The organism is Sphingomonas agri, from assembly GCF_038148795.1.
GTDB classification, from domain to species: Bacteria; Pseudomonadota; Alphaproteobacteria; order Sphingomonadales; family Sphingomonadaceae; genus Sphingomicrobium; species Sphingomicrobium agri.
In genome coordinates this window covers 1-17,419 of record NZ_JBAPEU010000001.1, presented here as the reverse complement: position 1 = coordinate 17,419, position 17,419 = coordinate 1, and the positions used below count along the sequence as shown (strand labels likewise).

General features: G+C 61.3%; 14 protein-coding genes. 9 read left to right on the top strand and 5 right to left on the bottom strand.

Annotation, left to right across the window (positions count from 1 at the left end):
* Positions 1–11 precede the first annotated feature (11 nt).
* Together V8192_RS00070 and V8192_RS00065 are read left to right on the top strand one after the other, a co-directional pair.
* Positions 12–1,997, top strand: coding sequence for a serine hydrolase domain-containing protein (locus tag V8192_RS00070; protein WP_341631020.1), 1,986 nt, complete (start codon positions 12–14; stop codon positions 1,995–1,997).
* A gap of 34 nt (positions 1,998–2,031) precedes the next feature.
* Positions 2,032–3,312: a peptide MFS transporter gene (locus V8192_RS00065; RefSeq protein ID WP_341631019.1), complete on the top strand. Its 1,281-nt coding sequence runs from the start codon at positions 2,032–2,034 to the stop codon at positions 3,310–3,312.
* An 86-nt stretch (positions 3,313–3,398) separates the two neighbouring features.
* On the opposite strand, the gene V8192_RS00060 is transcribed toward V8192_RS00065, so the two are convergent.
* Positions 3,399–4,019 (bottom strand): TetR/AcrR family transcriptional regulator, encoded by a 621-nt coding sequence (locus V8192_RS00060; protein WP_341631018.1) that lies wholly within the window; start codon positions 4,017–4,019, stop codon positions 3,399–3,401.
* 84 nt (positions 4,020–4,103) lie between these two features.
* Here V8192_RS00060 and V8192_RS00055 point away from each other — a divergent pair, with 84 nt between their 5' ends.
* Genes V8192_RS00055 through V8192_RS00045 form a run of 3 tightly spaced genes read left to right on the top strand, consistent with a single transcriptional unit; the run spans position 4,104 to position 6,817 of the window.
* Complete coding sequence (locus V8192_RS00055) at positions 4,104–4,865, top strand: SDR family NAD(P)-dependent oxidoreductase (RefSeq protein ID WP_341631017.1); 762 nt, start codon at positions 4,104–4,106, stop codon at positions 4,863–4,865.
* A gap of 15 nt (positions 4,866–4,880) precedes the next feature.
* Positions 4,881–6,044: an acetyl-CoA C-acetyltransferase gene (locus tag V8192_RS00050; RefSeq protein WP_341631016.1), complete on the top strand. Its 1,164-nt coding sequence runs from the start codon at positions 4,881–4,883 to the stop codon at positions 6,042–6,044.
* On the top strand, positions 6,041–6,817 hold the full coding sequence (locus V8192_RS00045; protein WP_341631015.1) for an enoyl-CoA hydratase-related protein: 777 nt from the start codon (positions 6,041–6,043) through the stop codon (positions 6,815–6,817). The genes V8192_RS00050 and V8192_RS00045 overlap by 4 nt, the downstream gene beginning before the upstream one ends.
* A 59-nt stretch (positions 6,818–6,876) precedes the next feature.
* Here V8192_RS00045 and V8192_RS00040 read toward each other — a convergent pair whose 3' ends face one another.
* Positions 6,877–7,419, bottom strand: coding sequence for a nuclear transport factor 2 family protein (locus V8192_RS00040; protein WP_341631014.1), 543 nt, complete (start codon positions 7,417–7,419; stop codon positions 6,877–6,879).
* A gap of 11 nt (positions 7,420–7,430) precedes the next feature.
* Positions 7,431–8,738 carry a cytochrome P450 gene (locus V8192_RS00035; RefSeq protein ID WP_341631013.1) on the bottom strand — a complete coding sequence of 436 codons (1,308 nt, stop codon included), beginning with the start codon at positions 8,736–8,738 and terminating at the stop codon, positions 7,431–7,433.
* Between the two features lie 80 nt (positions 8,739–8,818).
* On the opposite strand from V8192_RS00035, the gene V8192_RS00030 reads away from it, so the two are divergent.
* Genes V8192_RS00030 through V8192_RS00015 form a run of 4 tightly spaced genes read left to right on the top strand, consistent with a single transcriptional unit; the run spans position 8,819 to position 15,919 of the window.
* Positions 8,819–9,886: a DUF7064 domain-containing protein gene (locus V8192_RS00030; RefSeq protein WP_341631012.1), complete on the top strand. Its 1,068-nt coding sequence runs from the start codon at positions 8,819–8,821 to the stop codon at positions 9,884–9,886.
* Positions 9,877–12,390, top strand: coding sequence for a PEP/pyruvate-binding domain-containing protein (locus tag V8192_RS00025; RefSeq protein ID WP_341631011.1), 2,514 nt, complete (start codon positions 9,877–9,879; stop codon positions 12,388–12,390). The genes V8192_RS00030 and V8192_RS00025 overlap by 10 nt, the downstream gene beginning before the upstream one ends.
* A gap of 16 nt (positions 12,391–12,406) precedes the next feature.
* Positions 12,407–13,336, top strand: coding sequence for a DUF7064 domain-containing protein (locus V8192_RS00020; protein ID WP_341631010.1), 930 nt, complete (start codon positions 12,407–12,409; stop codon positions 13,334–13,336).
* A 27-nt stretch (positions 13,337–13,363) separates the two neighbouring features.
* The gene (locus V8192_RS00015) at positions 13,364–15,919 is read left to right on the top strand and encodes a PEP/pyruvate-binding domain-containing protein (protein WP_341631009.1); all 2,556 of its coding nucleotides are present in this window, start codon (positions 13,364–13,366) and stop codon (positions 15,917–15,919) included.
* 48 nt (positions 15,920–15,967) lie between these two features.
* Here V8192_RS00015 and V8192_RS00010 read toward each other — a convergent pair whose 3' ends face one another.
* Together V8192_RS00010 and V8192_RS00005 are read right to left on the bottom strand one after the other, a co-directional pair.
* A complete protein-coding gene (locus tag V8192_RS00010) occupies positions 15,968–16,480 on the bottom strand; it encodes a hypothetical protein (RefSeq protein ID WP_341631008.1) in 513 nt (170 codons plus the stop codon).
* Positions 16,481–16,585: 105 nt separating this feature from the next.
* On the bottom strand, positions 16,586–17,419 hold an 834-nt coding region (locus V8192_RS00005; RefSeq protein ID WP_341631007.1), incomplete at its 5' end, for an RHO alpha subunit C-terminal catalytic domain-containing protein.

The following is a 17,419-nucleotide window of genomic DNA, read 5'->3' as shown; positions in this document are numbered from 1 at the left end:
GGGGATCGGGCATGAAGATTTGGAAATGGGCGATTGCCGCGGTCGCCGCCCTGGCGATCCCCGCCGCCGGCCAGTCGCCGACTGAGCTCAAACCCACCAGGCCGACCGCCGCGGTCCTTCCGGCGGGTCAAGTTCCCGCAATCTCGGCCGAGGCGACCGGACGGCATGATCTTACCAAGGCGGACGTCGATGCTTGGCTCGACGGCTACATCCCTTATGCGCTCAAGGCCGGCGCGATCCCTGGCGCGGTCGTCGTCGTCGTCAAGGACGGGCAGCCGCTGACGATGCGCGGCTTTGGCTATTCAGATCTCAAGGCGCAAAAACCGGTCGATCCGAACCTCACGCTCTTCCGCCCTGGCTCGGTTTCCAAGCTTTTCACCTGGACGGCGGTGATGCAGCTCGTTCAGGCCGGCAAGCTCAACCTCGATACCGACGTCAACAATTACCTCGATTTCAAGATTCCGCCCAAAGACGGAAAACCGATCACTCTTCGCAATCTGATGACGCACACGCCCGGCTTTTCGGAGACCGCGAAATACCTGATCGATTTCGGTGAGAAGAAGCCGCAGCCGCTCGGCAAGATCCTGTCGCGCTGGGTCCCTGAGCGGATCTACGCGCCGGGAACGATGCCCGCTTATTCGAACTATGGTGCGTCGGTTGCGGGCTATATCGTCGAACGCGTCTCAGGAGAGCGGTTCGACCAATATGTGCAGCGCCACATTTTCGCACCGGCAGGGATGACCCACTCGACTTTCGACCAGCCCCTGCCGGCGGGCCTGAGGCAGTACATGTCCAAGGCCTACAAGCCCGGAACGGACGAGCCGCAACCCTACGAGGTCATCGGCATGGCGCCTGCAGGCGCGCTTGCCTCAAGCGGAGCGGACATGGGCCGGTTCATGATCGCGCATCTCAATCACACGCTGATCAACCCCCAGACGGCCGGGCTCATGTATTCCAGCGTGAACAGGCCGTTCACGGCTCTCCCGGCGATGGGGCTTGGTTTTTATCATGAGGATCGCAACGGCCTGAACATCGTCGGACATGGAGGCGACACGGTGTTCTTCCACTCCGACCTCCACCTGTTCCTCGACAAGAATGTGGGCCTCTACATCTCGATGAACAGTGTCGGGAAGGACGCCGCTGCCCATGCGCTGCGCGAAGAACTCCTGCAGCAGTTCGCCGACCGCTACTTCCCGGCACCTCAGCCGAACCTTCCGACGGCGAGCACTGCGAAGGCCCACGGTGCGGCCATGGCCGGGCATTACGTCAGCAGCCGCGCGGGAGGCTTCAACTTCTTGCGCCTCGCCGCACTCCTCGGCGAAACGTCGGTCGGCGTCGACAAGGACGGCATTCTTGTCGCGTCCTCGATAACGGACCTGTCGGGGGGGCCGCGCAAGTGGAGGGAAGTGGGGCCCTGGATCTGGCAGGAGGTCAACGGCGCCGACAAGCTGCAGGCGATCCCGGACGGAAGCGGCGGCATCAGGATGTTCTCGATCACGCCCTATGCGCCGATCATCGAGTTTGTACCTGCACCGGCATCGCTCAATTCCGGCTGGATCTTCCCGGTTGCCGCACTGGCCTTCCTCGTCCTCGTCATCGCGGCGCTTGGATGGCCCATCGTCGCGCTTGTGAGACGGCGCTACAAATATACGGCCGACCTCGGCGGCCGGCCGCTGCTTCTTCACCGCGCGTCGCGGGCAACTGCGTGGCTATTCATAATTCTCGCTGTCGGCTGGTTCCTGGTCCTGAACGCCGTCGACAAGGATCTGACAGCGCTGAACGGCGGCCTCGACATCTGGATGCGGCTTCTCCAGCTCCTCCTTGTCGTCGCTATCGCGGGAACCCTGGCCGCGATTTTGAACGCCTACACGGTCGCGAGCGCGCCGGGGCGGCACCATCTCGCGACCATATGGTCCGTTCTGGTCGCGATCGCTGCTGCATTCCTTGTGTGGCTATTCCTGAATCTTGGACTTCTGACCGCGTCGCTCAACTATTAGCGGCATTGTGAAGGAGCCCCGGCCCAACGCGAAGGTGGACGGTCGTACAAGGACGCTGTTCGGGCATCCGCCCGGGCTCGTGGTCCTGTTCACGACCCAGATGTGGGCCGAATTCTCGTTCTTCGGGCTCCAGGCGCTGCTCGTCTACTACATGACCAAGCAGCTGGGCTTTGCGCAGGCACAGTCCTCGCTGATCTACGGCGCTTACGGCGCGGCAGCCTTCTTCAGCCCTTTCGTCGGGGGATTTATCGCCGATCGCTGGCTCGGGCGCACGGCAAGCGTGATCAGCGGCGGTGTAATGATGATGTTCGGCCATTTCGCAATGGCCTTCCCGGCGCTCCTGTTTCCGGCGCTGGCTCTCGTCGCGATCGGCAATGGTCTCTTCATTCCGCCGCTCGCAATCCAGGTCGGAGGCCTCTACGCCGACGATGATCCGCGCAAGGCCTATGCCTACAGCGCTTATTACATGGGCATCAATCTCGGCGGCCTGCTCGCGCCCTTCGTATGCGGCACGCTGGGCGAACTCTATGGCTGGCACTGGGGCTTCGCGGCGGCGGGCGTTGGAATGGGGATCGGTCTTGCCATTTATTGCAGCTGCCTTCGCTTCCTTCCGCCCGAACCGTCACGCTCCGCGATAGCCCGGGAAGAGAAACCGGCGGCGGCCCTTGTCATCCGCCGTGACGTCTCGGTGCTCGTGCTGATGATCGCCATGGTTGTCCTGTTCCGCGTCGGATACGAGCAGAGCGGGAATGTCATCGCGCTCTGGGTTTCCGATTTCACCGACCGATCGATCAACCTGCTCGGGAAAGATGTGACGGTTCCCGCGACCTGGTTTCAGTCGATCAACCCGCTGCTGATCATCCTTGGAACGCCTGTTCTCATCCGAATCTGGCGGGCCCGCCGCGCGAAGGAGACGACACCGAACCTGTTGCGGCGGATGGCGATAGGCTGCGTCATCGCCGCGGCCGCAATGCTGGTAATGGTCCTCGCAGCGCTCGCCAGCGGTTCGACCGGTGCGCGCGTCAGTTCGCTCTGGGTCGTTTTCTATTTCGTCCTGCTGACGCTCGGCGAATTGCTCGTGATTCCCACCGGCCTGACGCTCATAGAATCTTTGGCGCCCGTGCGCTTCGCCTCCATGACGATGGGGGCCTGGTACATCGCGAAATTCCTCGGCAGCCTCTTCGCTGGCTTCATGGGTGCCTATTGGCTGGTGATCCCGGCCTGGCAGTTCTTTTGCCTCGGCGCAGGATCGACGATCGTCGCCGCCGTGAGCCTCTACTCGATGGCTCGGCTTCTTGGGCCAAAATTCCAATGAGACGCTGCAACGGCGAAGCGGCTTGGCGCTTTCCGGGGTCCCGAGACTGACCTCCCAGGTCTCACGACGCGCAGGACCCGATATTCTCAAGAGCGCGGAGAAAAGCCCGCCGCCAGAATGTCGACCATCGCAATCGCGATTTCTTCGCTGCTCTGCGCTCCATTGGGATCATACCAACGGGCTGGCCAATTGAGCGCACCGAACAATGCAAATGCGAGCAGCTTGGAATCCGGGGTCGCTATGGAGCCATCTGCTATTCCGTCATCGATCAACTTGCGAACCGATGTATCCAAGCGGCGCTTGAGAATTCGGAGCTGAGCGGCGCTGTCGGGCGAGAGCGCTTCTTCCCCGGTTCGCACGGCACAGCGGCCAAAATCGCCCATGTTGATCTGCGCGTAATGAATGAGGAACCGGCGTAGCTGATCTATCGCTTTGCCTTCCTGGCTCTCCGCTTGTTCGCAGGCCTCCAGCAACTGCTGGACGCCAATCGTCACGCATTCCAGGAGCACCTGATCCTTGCTGCCGAGATAATGGTAGATCGTCGGCTTGGTGATGCCCAGGCTGGCGGCGACGTCCTCAAGCGAGGTGTCGTGGAATCCTCGCTCATTGAACATCCGGGCTGCGGCCCTCAGCACGGCTTGCCGTTTGGCGGCGCGGTCGCCGAGCCTCTGCTGCGCCGAGCGGAAGGGGGAACTTGCTGAAGTCATATCGGCGGTTAAGTTGACATCCTACCGCTGAGAATACAATCTACCCATCGGTATAAGCAGTGAAGGCCTGCACGACAAGATTCCATGGAGATCCAGGGCCTCTCGACAATCGTGACCGGCGGCGCATCGGGCCTTGGCGGGGCCACTGCGGCAATGTTCGCTTCCAGGGGCGCTTCCGTCGCAATATTTGACCTGCAGGAGGAGGCTGGACGGCGCCATGCCAATGCGATTGGCGCTCTTTTCATAAGGACCGACGTTTCGAGCGAGGACAGCGTCTCAAGCGCGCTCGCGGAGGCCGAACGTGCCCATGGAGTTCCTCGGATTTTGGTCAATTGCGCGGGCATCGGGACCGGCACCAAGACGGTCGCGCGCGATTTTGCAGCGCACCCGCTGGAGGAGTTTCGCCGGACCATAGAGGTCAATCTCGTCGGCACGTTCAACGTCCTGTCCAAATTCGCGGCGCGACTGGCCCAGGCCGACCTCAGCGAGGAGGAGCGGGGCGTCATTATCAACACCGCATCGGTGGCGGCCTTTGAGGGCCAGGTCGGGCAGGCCGCCTATTCGGCTTCCAAGGCCGGCATTGTCGGCCTGACACTCCCCGTTGCTCGCGACCTCGCGCAACATCGTATCCGCGTCATGACGATCGCTCCGGGACTGTTCTCAACTCCGCTGCTGCAGACGGTCCCCGAGGAAGGCTTGGCGTCTCTTGCCAAGCAGGTCCCATTCCCGGGCCGCCTCGGCAAGCCCGAGGAGTTTGCCCAGCTCGTCGAGAGCATCGTCGCCAATCCAATGCTCAACGGGGAAGTCATCCGGCTGGACGGCGCAATTCGAATGGCTCCGCGTTGATGCAATGAGGAAAGAATGACCCAGGCTTATATTGTCGATGCTTTGCGGACGCCGGCGGGGCGCCGACGCGGGGCGCTCTCGAACGTCCATCCGGTCGACCTTGGTGCGACAGTACTCAACGCGCTGGTGGATCGCACCGGAATAGACCCGTCGCGCGTCGACGACGTGATCGTCGGTTGCGTCACGCAGGCCGGTGAGCAGGGGTTTGGGGTGGGCCGAAACGTTGTGCTCGCCTCGAGACTTCCTGACAGCGTTCCCGCAGTCTCGATCGACAGGCAGTGCGGGTCATCCCAGCAAGCGCTGCATTTTGCTGCGCAGGCGGTCATGTCGGGAACCCAGGACATGGTCATCGCAGCTGGTGTCGAAAGCATGACGAGAGTGCCCATGTTTTCGAACGTCTCATTGCATCGGAAGGCCGACTTGGGCGTGGGCCCGTGGAGCAAGGCTATCCAGGATCGCTACTCGGTCGCCGAGTTCAGCCAGTTCACCGGCGCTCAGATGATCGCGGACAAATATGGTCTGACGCGCGAGGACATGGACGCCTTTGCCCTAAGGTCTCACCAGCGCGCTGCGAACGCAGCACGGCAGGGGGCATTTGACGCCGAGATCGTGCCTGTTCTCACGCCTGACGGGCCCGTGACGGCGGATGAAGGGATCCGTACCAATGCCTCCCTCGAAGCCATGGGAATGCTCGAACCTTTAGCGGAGGGCGGGAGCATTACTGCGGGCAATGCAAGCCAGATCAGCGATGGAGCGTCGGCAGCGCTCATCGTCAACGAGAAGGCCCTCAAAGACCACGGTTTAACGCCGATCGGGCGCATTCATCAGTTGACGGTGACCGCAGGCGATCCGGTGATCATGATCGAGGAGCCGATCCCGGCGACCCGTAAAGCGCTCGAGCGCGCCGGAATGAGCCTTCAGGACATCGACCTGTTCGAGGTCAACGAGGCGTTCGCATCGATTGCACTTGCGTGGTTGAAAGGGCTCGAAGCCGATCCCGAAAAGCTCAATGTCAACGGGGGAGCCATCGCGCTTGGCCATCCGCTCGGGGCCTCGGGGACCAAGCTCATGGCGACGCTCGTCCATGCTTTGCGCGCGCGGGGGCAGCGCTGGGGCCTGCAGACCATGTGCCAGGCGGGCGGCGTGGCGAACGTGACCATTGTTGAAGCATATCGATGAGCTACGAGACGATTCTCGTCGAACGCCAAGAAGCGGTGACCCTGTTCAGGATCAATCGCCCCGAGGCACTCAATGCACTGAATTCCTCGGTTCTTGCGGAGCTCGTCGACGCCTTCGAGCGATTTGATTCTGATCCAAATCAGCGATGCGCCGTGGTGACCGGTAGCGACAAGGCTTTTGCTGCAGGAGCCGACATCAAGGAAGTGGTCACCAAGCCCTTCACGGATCTCTATCTCGAGGATTTCTTTTCCCAGTGGAATTCGGATGTCCGCGGGACGCGAAAACCCTGGATCGCGGCCGTTGCGGGTTTTGCTCTTGGCGGGGGATGCGAACTCGCGCTGCTGGCCGATTTCATCATCGCAGCGGACAACGCGATGTTCGGTCAGCCTGAGATCAAGCTCGGGGTGGCCCCCGGAATGGGCGGGTCGCAGCGGCTGGCGCGCGCCGTCGGAAAGGCAAAGACAATGGACATGTGCCTGACCGGCCGGATGATGGACGCGAACGAAGCCGAGCGATCGGGCCTCGTCTCACGGGTAGTGCCGCTCGAAAGCCTCCTTGACCATGCTCTTGAAGCCGCGCGCACAATTGCGGCGGCTCCGACCATGGCAGCAATGGTCAACAAGGAGATGGTCGATCTCGCCTTCGAATCCACACTGACGCAAGGGCTCGCCGGCGAGCGCCGCTTATTCCACCTTCTGACTGCGACCGCGGACAGGGTTGAGGGAATGTCGGCATTCATCGAAAAGCGCGCGCCAAACTGGACTGGTCGATGACGAGCAGCTCAACGCATCCACTGAGCTGAACTTGCCCAAAAGACCATGCTCGGCCCGGACTAGCGGTTGAACGGACCTTTGCTCAGCAGTCCGTAAACCAGGTCGGTTCGACCACCCGTATGGCCGCCCTGGTTGAACTCGTTCACCAGCGGCCATTTCTCGGTGACTTTGTCTACCCGGCTCCAGTCATGGACGACCGAGCGTTCGACGATCAGCCATGGACCGCCGTCTCGGCTTTCGTGGATACCGAGGTATCGACCACCAAACAGCACGTCCTTTTCCTCACCCCGCTCGTCCGGATGAAAGCGGTGGTAACCGATGAAATAAGTCTCTTGCCCCGCCCGGTTGCCCTCGATTTCGATGAGTGAGTTGCCGAGCAGGTGGAACGTAAACTGGAACCCCTCGCGAAGAGCGTCGGGTAGGCTATCGGCCCACTCGCTGGTTGGACCGAAATAGGAACCGTGCTGCTCGATTGCGTCCGGATGAAAGCAGGATTTGACGAGTTCGCCATCGAGCCGGTTCACGCCTCGCGCGTAGCGCATCATGACATCGCGGACTTCCTGCTTGATGATGACTTCTTCGATCGCGCGCTGCCTGTCCACTTGTGTCACCTCTAGTTTGTTGAAGCCCGTGTCGCCGACTGCACAAAGCGATAGCGAAGCGGCACGGTCTTGGGACCGTTCGCGAAGGTCGCTGCCGACCGCTTCGGCTGGCCTGCAAGTTCGATCGACTCAATCTGCTTGAAGAACTCTTCGAAGAAGATGCGCATCTCGAGCCTCGCGAGGTGCTGACCGAGGCATAGGTGAGCGCCGTAGCCAAAGGCCAGCTGCTTGTTGGGGTTGCGATCGGCCTTGAATTTGAATGGCTCTTCGAAGGCTTCCTCGTCGCGGTTGGCGGAGAGGTAGCAAAGCATCATCCAGTCCCCGCGGGCAATTCGACGGCCGCGTATCTCGGCGTCTGCCGTTGCGGTCCGCATGAAATGCTTGACCGGAGTGACCCAGCGGATCGACTCGCTGACCAGCCGGGGAATGAGAGCGGGATCGCTTCTAACCTTTTCGAATTCGCCCGGGGCCTCGCACAGGGCCCACACGCCGCCCGAGATCGAGGACGAAGTGGTATCGTGGCCAGCGGTCGCGACCAGCATGTAATAGCAGAGGGTCTCGAAGTCCCCCATCGGCTCACCGTCGATGGTGCCGTTGGCAATCACGCTCGCGAGATCGTCGCGCGGATTTTTCCTGCGGTCCTCAGTGATGGCCTGGAAGTAGGTGTTGAAGTCGGCAACGACCGCCGCGAGCCCCTCGGCATGCTCGAGCGGATCGCCGCTTTCTCCGCCGCGTCCAAGCTCGGTGTCCTGAACTCCGAAGAGTTCCTGCGTAAGCTGGAGCATCCTGGGCTCATCCTCCTCGGGGATGCCCAGGATCTCCATGATCACGTGGAGCGGAAAGCCAAGCGCGACGTCCTTCACGAAATCGCATTCGCCGCCCTTCTCGCGCATGCGCTCGATGGCCGCCTGGGCGATCCCCCGAATACGCTCTTCGAGGCGATTGACGTTCTTTGGCATGAACCATTCGACCGCGAGATTGCGGTACTTCGGGTGCTCCGGCGGATCCATCTGAACCAGGCTGCGGATCAGGTGGGGGCTGCCGCCCGTCATTTGCCGGATCCTTTCGTCGCCTGCGATATCGATCAACGTCGCCTGCCGGTCGGCATTATGAAAGAGATCCGGATTGCGTCCGACTTCCTGGACGTCAGCATGTTTGGTGATCGCCCAGAACGGATCGAAACCTTGGGCCTCGATGAGGGCGACAGGATCATTCGAGCGCAGCCAGGCGAACGCCTCGTTGATTCTTTCCTCGTGGGCGTAAGCCGTTGGATCAACAATGGCTTTGGCAACTTCGCCCGGAATTTCGGCTGTTCTCACTGCCCGCTCCTCGGATCCGCCGGCGCGGCAATTGAGATGCGCCTTGCACAAACTAATTAATCGATTAGCTTGGAAGCCGATTGCCCGCAAGTGGCGTCCCGGATATCGGCGCCTCGCCGGGCATGTCATCTCCCAATGGAGGGATTTTCGAAGAGATGCTAACGGCGACCGATGAGCTCCGCCACCCGCTCGGGAACGAGCTTCATGTTCGCGAAAGCCTCTATTTCAACTTCAATGATCCGCGACTGGGCATCGGCGGATGGATCTATGTCTGGGTCCTGCCGAACCAGCCGCTGGCGACCGGCATGCTGGTGGCGTTCTACAAGGGACTGTGGGCTGCCCAGGACTGTCTTGACCGGGCCAATGAGAAACCGGGCCACCAGCTAAGGCGAGCCGGGGACTGGCTGTACTGCGTCCAGCGAAATGGCACCGCGCTGGTCGATGACGATTTTGACGATTTCTCGTTCGGCGGCTTGCATTTGCGGCGCCTCGAGCCGCTGAAGTCCTGCGCGATCTCGTTCGAGGATGGGGAAGGATCCTCGTTCGATCTGCAATTCGATTTCCTGACGCCTCCCTATGATTACGCGGACGGCGCCCATCCGACCCCCTCTTGGATGGCGGCAAACCGATATCACCGCGCTCACGCCGTCACCGGTGAACTGAACATCGGGGGCGAACGCCTCGCAGTGAACTGCACGGGCGATTCTGACCATAGCTGGGGTCTGCGCGACATGGACGCGTTCGGGCAGAACCTGTTCAAGATGTGGTCGATGCAGAGCGAGGATCGCCGGGTTTTGATCTCGGTGATCGACCAGGGGGTCGGAGACCGCAGCATCGCCCTGGGCTTCGTCTCGATTGATGGAGAAACGGCTTCGGCCAGCACGATCCGCTCGCGCACCCGCTTTGATGATCAGGCAATCCAGGCCGGGATCGAACTCGAGATCGAGGACACGCTCGGCCGGAAAATCCGTGCGCGAATGCCGGCGATGCATTCCTGTGTCGGATGGCGCGCAACCGCAGATTTCTGGGGGGTCGAGGGAGTGGGCGCCTTCGAGATCGAGGGACAGGGCCCTGCCAGTGGCCTTTCCTCCTATTTCTGGCCTTCCCGAATTGCTCCCGATGCGCTGGCTGCCGGTCAATGGAGTTGATCAGCCCTTCCTGGAACCCGGGCGCACGCGACCGCACCTATGTCGGGGGCAAGGCGTATTCGCTGTTCAAACTGCTCGATCTGGGCGCCCCGGTGCCGCCGTTCTTCGTCCTCACGACGAGCGCGTATCGCGCCAGCAAGGACGGGAAACTGGGCGCAGAACTTCGATCCGAGGTCGGCTCGGCATTGATGAGGCTCGGGAATGGGGCGGTTGCGGTTCGCTCCTCCGCGACTGCGGAAGATTCTGCCGACCATTCGTTCGCGGGCGTGTTCGAGAGCGTGCTCGATGTGAAGGGCCTCGACAAGGTGTGCGAGGCTATCGAATATTGCTGGAAGTCGCACGCTGGCGCGCGCGCCCGATCGTACCTTGAAGATCGAGGCGTTGGCACGGCGGGAACCATGGCGGTCATCGTGCAGAAGATGATCGCCGCCGAGTGGGCAGGCGTCGCCTTCACTGCCGATCCGGTAACCCGTTCTCTTGGCACGATGGTCATCGATGCCGTTCCCGGGATCGGTGAAGCCCTGGTGTCCGGGCTCGTCACTCCCGAGCAGATAAAGGTGTCGCGTGAAGGGACGGTGATCGAGCGGCATCGGCCTGATGACGTCGAGCCTCTCCCAGATGCCGTGCTTCAAGGGGTTCTCGAGCAGTCGCGCAATGTCGCCGAAAAGCTGGACTTTCCGCAGGACATCGAATGGGCATTCCGCGACGGCCAGACCTATTTGCTGCAGGCCCGTCCGGTAACCACGATCCGCGGCGTCTTCCACAACCGCAGCCTTGAATCGGTCTCAGCGGATTTTATCGAAGACCCATCGCGCCGCTGGACCAGAGCCTACGCGGACGAGGTTTGGACTCCCCCCGTTTCACCGCTTTTCTACGACGTTCAGAACCTCTCCGCGCACTTGCTCACTCGGCTCAAGAACGATGGCGAGACTGCCAACCTCCCACCGACCGTCTTCAAATATTACGAGGCCGCGCCCTACGCTGACGCCGCATTGCTCGCCCGGGTTTATTCCAATCTTCCCCCGGTCGCTCGGCGGCCAAGCCTTCTTGCGCAGCTCCCCAAAGAGGAGCGAGCGAAAGTTGAACGTACAGGACTTCGCATTCGGCCGCTGCTGCACCGTCTCTGGAATTTCGAGGTGCGCAATCGGAAAAGGCGAAGCTTGTTTCACACTCACCGGTTCCTCGAACAGGCATGGCCCTCGTTCCTCGAGAGATCCGACGAGCTCGCCAAGGTGGACGTCAGTTCGTTGGCGAGTGAGGAGCTCGATCGCCATCTTTCACAGATCTGGGATCTCGCTTTACTCGTCGGCGTCGAGTGCGAGGTCGCCGTTCTCTACCATGCCCACGATCTCAAGCTGATCCTTTCGGGCATTCTCGACCGATGGGTTGGAGAGGGCGATGAGGCGTACGGGGCCATCTCCTCGGGATTGCTGGACAGTCACACGGTCAGGGAAAGCGAAGAATTGTGGCAGCTTGCCACCGACATTCGAAAGCTCCCCAGGCAACTGATTGCAAAACTTCAGTCGGCAAGTTTCCGGCAGGTGACCGAAACCACCGAGCCGCAACTCGCAGCCATTGCCTCGATCCTGCAGCGCTTTCTTGCCCGGCATCGCCATCGGGGTGCGAACTACAAGGATCTCATCCATCCCCGTTGGGGCGATGATCCTGATCTATTGTGGAAACAGGTCCTCGCGCTCGTTGCAGATCCAGGCCAGCGCCCCCGCGATCGAAACCAGCTCGCCGCAGCTAGGCGGAGGGACGCCCAGGTGATGGTGCTTGCTGCACTGTCGGGGCCGCGCGCCATGTACCGTCGACCGCTTCTTCGCCGGATGTTCGCCTACAACGAAATCTACGCGGGCCTTCGGGATAATCACCGCTTCTATTATGACAACGTCTGGTGGCTCCTGAGGCGATTTTATCGCGAAAAGGGACGCCGCCTCGTCGAGAAGAAAAGGCTTGGCGAAGCCGAAGACGTCTTCTTTCTCTCGCGCAGTGAAATCGAGGCTCTGGCGGACTCGTCACTGACGCCGGCCCTTGCCGCCGAGCGCGTCAAGATCCGCCGGACAGAGTGGGAAAACACACTCCGGACCTCGCCGCCCAAGTTCCTTCAAGGCGCCTACGCCCCCGTCTCCGAGGAGACCGGCGAGGCTGCGAATGCGCTGAAGGGAATTCCGGCAAGTCCAGGCGAGGTAAAGGGGAGGGCCCGGGTGCTCTACGACGTCAGCGAACTCGGGAAGGTCCGCGCCGGCGAAATCCTGGTGACGAGGCAGACGGATCCGAGTTGGACGCCCGCTTTTTCCCGGCTCTCCGGGCTCGTGCTTGAGACGGGAGGGGCACTTGCCCACGGTGCATCTCTGTGCCGCGAGTTCGGCCTTCCGTGCGTGACTGCAATCGAGCGCGGCACCACGCTCATCCGCGACGGCGACCTTCTTCTGGTCTCCGGCGGCGAAGGTCTGGTCGCAATTCTCGAGCGAGCGACCGAAGCATCAACCGAACAGCAATAGAAAAGGCGTTTTTCAGATGGTTCTCCGTGCCGACGACGAGCTTCGCCACCCCCACACCGACATCGCCGAATGGCGAGAAAGCATGTGGTACTGCTTCGACGTTCCGGAGCGGCAAATGGGCGGTGCGCTCTACTACAGTTACATGCCCAACAAGCCCGAACCCACCGCTCGCCTGATCATGTATCTGACAAAGGGCTGGAACCGGGAACCAAACACGCTCCTTTACCATCTCGACCGCGAATTCCCGATCCCCGCCGACGAATGGGACGACCTCGACGCCGGCGGGATCGTACAGTTCAAGCGGATCGATCCGCTGCGTCGCTGGCGCATCACCTACGACGATCATGAGCGACTGAAGTTCGACTTCGATATCGACCTGTTCGCCGGCAATTGGCACTATATCGACAATCTCTACGAGACCCCGAAATTCCTCGCGGGCGATCGCTATCATCGTCCATTTGCAGCAACGGGCTCCATGGCCCTCGATGGGGATCGCTTCGAGGTGAACCTGACGGGCGATTCGGACCATTCATGGGGTCCCCGCCGATGGGGTCCGCTCTACAAGAGCAAGTATATCGCCGGGCAGTGCGGCCGGGACTGGGCCTTTCAGCTGATGGAAGTGCAACTGCTCGACGGCGGGATATTCCCTTACGGTTACGTTTGGGACGGTACCAAGCTGTCGCCGATCACCAAGCTCGAAATTACGCCCCATTACGACGAGGACGGACTGCAGAAATCGGTCGTTCTCAACATCGTCGACAATGAGGAAAGGCTGAGCCGCGTCGAAGGCGTCTCCTTTTGTTCGGCACCCACAGAGTTCGACGATGTGTGGAACAACGACTGCTACTTCAGCTTCGAAGTGGACGGTGGAAAGCACCGCGGCTCGGGAATCCTCTCCTTCTACTGGAACCGGGAATATTATCATCGCGTCATGCGGCGCCGCTGAAATTCAAACCCGAGATCGGACGCACCAATGGACGAGGGATATTCGACAGTGACTTCTGCGGCTGGGCCGAAGGTGATCTTTCTGGGCGATGCAGGCCCGGATCTTGCGGCCAAGATCGGGAACAAGGCGGCAAGCCTGGTTGAGTTGCGCGAAATCGGCTTCGATGTCCCGAACGGCTTTTGCATCCCGGTCGAGGTGTTCGAAGCATGGCGCTCGGCGGGCGAAATCGATCCCGACAGCAGGTCGGAGATCCTTGAAGCCTTCAAGAAATTGCGCGCGCCCGTCGCGGTTCGCTCCTCGTCGCCCGCAGAAGACCGGGCCGATGCGTCATTCGCGGGCCAATATCAGACGGTCCTTGGCGTTCGAACGGACGAGGAGCTGGTCGACGCGATAATCAGCTGCTGGAAATCGGCAACGTCGTCAGCTGCGGCAAGCTACCGGGTCGAGCATGAAACGGCGATTGATGCGCCGATGGCGGTCCTGGTCCAGGAACTGGTGCCAGCAACCTCGGCGGGCGTCCTCTTCACAATGCACCCGGTTACAAACTCGGTCGATGAAGTGGTCGTGAACTCGAATTTCGGACTGGGCGAGTCCGTGGTTTCCGGCCGTGCGGAGCCAGATACATTCGTGCTGGACAAGCGAACCGGCCAAAAGATTGACGTACGTACCGGTTCGAAGCGCGTGTGGAGCAAACTTGGCAACAAGGGCGTCGAAGAGGTCAAAGCCGGTGCCGGGCAGCAGGAGCGACTGAGCCTCAACGATGCGCAGCTGGCCCTGCTCGTCGACGCTGCAATCAAGCTCGAATTGTATTTTGATCGCCCGATCGATGCAGAATGGGCGTTTGAAGGCGAGAAGCTCCACCTTCTCCAGGCGAGGCCGATTACCACCGGCTATCATGCCTTCCTGACCAAATTCCTCGAGGATTGGGCGGACGATCGCGGGCTTTCCGCACCTGCCGATGCGGTCTGGGCCCACGGGTCGCCGATCTCCAGCCTCCCGACCTCCCCGCTTTATTATTCGGAAATGGCCGCTTTTTTCTCGGACATGTTTCCAGCCGTCGCAGGGCTTCACGGAGTTGAATCGCCCAGGCGCAAGGAATTCCGCTATTTCAACGGCTTTGCGTTCACCAATCGCGAGTTCAGCAGCACTGCCGATCCTTCCGGAAAGGTCCAGCCGCTGAGCCTTACCAGCCCGGCCTGGCGCTCCACTCTCAAGCTTAGCGCACGCAATCCAAGAACGCTTGCGGTGTGGGCGAATATCGACCGCTATTATCGCAACTGGAAGGAGGTCTGGACGCCCGAGATCGAAGCCGCGCGTCCCGATTATGCGACTGCAGGTCTCGAGGAGATCCAGAGGTTCATCGAGCTCATCGAGAGGCAGCGCCGCGAACGCAGCCTCTACGCTGCCTGCGCGGTGGGCTTTGCAAGCGATCTTCTTGGCCTTCTGATGCACCTTCTTGACCGATGGGCGCCCGACGCCAGTGAAGAAAGCATTGGAGTTCTCACCAGCGGCGTCGAAGGATCGCTGACCCACGCCGAAAACCTGGAAGTCTGGCAACTGGCCCAGACTGCACTGAAGAACCCGGATGTCGCCGCAATCATTCGCGACGGGGCTTACGAGCAGCTGGAAGGCATGGCTGAGGCCGGTCCGTTCATGTCTGAGCTTGATGCATTGCGGGCCCGCAAACCGCATCGCGGTTGCGCCGATCGCGATCTTCGGCACGAGCGGTGGGGAGATACCCGCCGGATGCTCCTCGAGCAGGTCAGCAACATGCTTCGCCTGGGCGCCGACGCTGATCCAGCAGCGGCCCATCATCGTGCTGCAGAGCGGCGCCGTGCGCTCGAAGCGGAAATTGAACGCCAGGTCGCCAGAGGCCCTCTGGCGCCGCTCAAACTTGGGATCTTCAGAAAGGTGCTCCGGGCAACCCAGCGCTACTGGATGCACCGGGATAACCAGCGCCACACCTTCGATCGCTATTTCTACGAGCTACGCCGGGCCTATCGCGCGATGGGAGAAGGCCTCGCCAAGGAGGGGGCGTTGCCCGCCGCGGATGACGTGTTCTTTGTCGCGAAGAAGGAGATCTACGCCTATCTCGATGGCGAGCTGTCAGCGGAGCGATTGCGCCAGCGCGCAGTTGCGCGCCGGGACTGGTGGCACGACGTTTCCGCCAAGGCCCCGCCTTTTCTTGTCCGCGGGCAGGAGCCCTTTGAAGCCGAGGCATCTCCGCCAGGCGATTCAGACATTGCTGCGATGGGCGGCTCTCCTGGAACGGTAACGGGGCCCGTGCGGCTCGTCACCAACATGCAGGAGCTGCGCGAGGTGCAACCAGGTGAGATCGTCGTCACGCAGGCGATCGACCCCGCATGGACGCCAATCTTCGGGATCATCGGCGGCGTCATTTCGGAGGAAGGCGGAATGCTCTCACATGCGACGGTACTCGGCCGTGAATATGGGCTTCCGGTGGTGATCGGCGCTGCCGGAGCCACGCGGCTGCTTCAGAACGGGGAGACCGTCTCACTCAATGGGACGGCTGGGACCGTCCGGCGCGCTGCCAATGCAGCTGTTGCCGCCGAGGAATCCTGAGTTTCAAGGGCGCGCGACCGGTCCCAAGCGCCGGCGCCTTGTTGCTGGCTATAACGCGGTGGCGCTTTGGGTATCGTGCTCGTCTTCCTGCTCGCGTTCGAGCAACCGGGCGTAGACTTCGAGGAACATGTTCGCGCTCTCGCGCTCTTCGGCAATATAGCGGCCAAGGAGCGCGCCCGTCTCGGAGTCCAGCGTGCAGTCGAGGAACAGGTCGTGGAAATTGTCCTGCGGCAGGCGATGGGGATCTTTAAATCCGAAGCCACGAAACTTCTCGAGATCCGACGCATCCGACTTAAACAGATGAAGCCATTCATCGCACTGCGGTCCGAAATCGTGAGGTCCGTCGAGCGGCAGGTCGCCGAGCTCGAAGATCCGCTGTTGAAACGCCGCGGCATGCTCGAGCTCACGAATGGCCACGATACGCATCACGCGTTCGACGTCCTTGTCCCTGGTTGCCTGTGCCCAGGCGAGATAGAATTCATAGGCCCTGTATTCGGTCAGCGCGATCTGGTTGAGGGCGGGGATGTACGAGCGTGTGTCACTCGTCGTCAGCCGTTCCATGGCGAACACCTTTCTACTTTGGCACTATTCCCGCGATCGCTTCTGAAAGACCGCTGATGCGTTCGGGCAAGCCTCGCCCGACCTCGGAAAATCTCGAACTCACGGTTACGCGTTCAGGTACTTGTCCAGTGTCTGGTGGAACTGGCGCATCCTGATCTCCATGTAATTGCCAAGTTCCACGCGATTGTTCTTCGAGGCCTTGAGGCCGCGCTGGACCTCTTCGACATTGACGACATCCTGGTCGAGCACTTGTCCGAGCGCCGGCCCGATGTCGGATGCTCCCCAGCTTTCGCCCTCGCCCAGCATCTTCATCGGCACGGAGCGGGGGATCGGCTTACCCGGCGCTACGCGGGTCAGGATCCGCACTTCCATGAGCGTATGGTCCTGGTTGGGCCATGGACGGAACCGGTAGGAGATGTTTGGCATGTATCCGCCCCACGGCTCGAAATTGGGGAAGACACAATAATAGATGGCATCGAGGAGCTCGGCATCGGTCGCATGCTCGAGGTCATGACCGAATAAATCCGTATAGTCCTTGCGCGCGGATTCAGCGAGCACTCGGCGCGCGGTTGAGCCTTCGGGAACGACGATGCCGCCTTTCAGCGCAGCGATGCCGTTGAATTCGAGGTAGGCATCGACGATCCACTGCTCGGTCTTGGTGTCCGCATCGATCCCGGCCGAGGTCACGCCCATCGGCGAGAGCGCGAGATTGGCGTGGTCGCCGTAGACATTGTAGCGGCTGTTCGCGTCGGCGACGAACGGCGTGATCTGCGGGTGCGTCGAGAAATTGTGCCAGGCCTCCATGAAGGCTTCCATCACGGCCTTCCAGTTGGCGTGCAGCACCTTTGCCACCCAGATGCTCGTCGTGCATTCCTCGTGTGGCCAGCGTTTGAAATGCTCGGGCAAGGGGCTGAGATATTCCTCGAGCGTGGGACCGCC

Coding starts and splice junctions, on each gene's coding strand:
- V8192_RS00070 (WP_341631020.1), top strand. CDS start 12: ATGAAGATTTGGAAATGGGCGATTGCCGCGGTCGCCGCCCTGGCGATC.
- V8192_RS00060 (WP_341631018.1), bottom strand. CDS start 4,019: ATGACTTCAGCAAGTTCCCCCTTCCGCTCGGCGCAGCAGAGGCTCGGC.
- V8192_RS00055 (WP_341631017.1), top strand. CDS start 4,104: ATGGAGATCCAGGGCCTCTCGACAATCGTGACCGGCGGCGCATCGGGC.
- V8192_RS00050 (WP_341631016.1), top strand. CDS start 4,881: ATGACCCAGGCTTATATTGTCGATGCTTTGCGGACGCCGGCGGGGCGC.
- V8192_RS00045 (WP_341631015.1), top strand. CDS start 6,041: ATGAGCTACGAGACGATTCTCGTCGAACGCCAAGAAGCGGTGACCCTG.
- V8192_RS00025 (WP_341631011.1), top strand. CDS start 9,877: ATGGAGTTGATCAGCCCTTCCTGGAACCCGGGCGCACGCGACCGCACC.
- V8192_RS00020 (WP_341631010.1), top strand. CDS start 12,407: ATGGTTCTCCGTGCCGACGACGAGCTTCGCCACCCCCACACCGACATC.
- V8192_RS00015 (WP_341631009.1), top strand. CDS start 13,364: ATGGACGAGGGATATTCGACAGTGACTTCTGCGGCTGGGCCGAAGGTG.
- V8192_RS00010 (WP_341631008.1), bottom strand. CDS start 16,480: ATGGAACGGCTGACGACGAGTGACACACGCTCGTACATCCCCGCCCTC.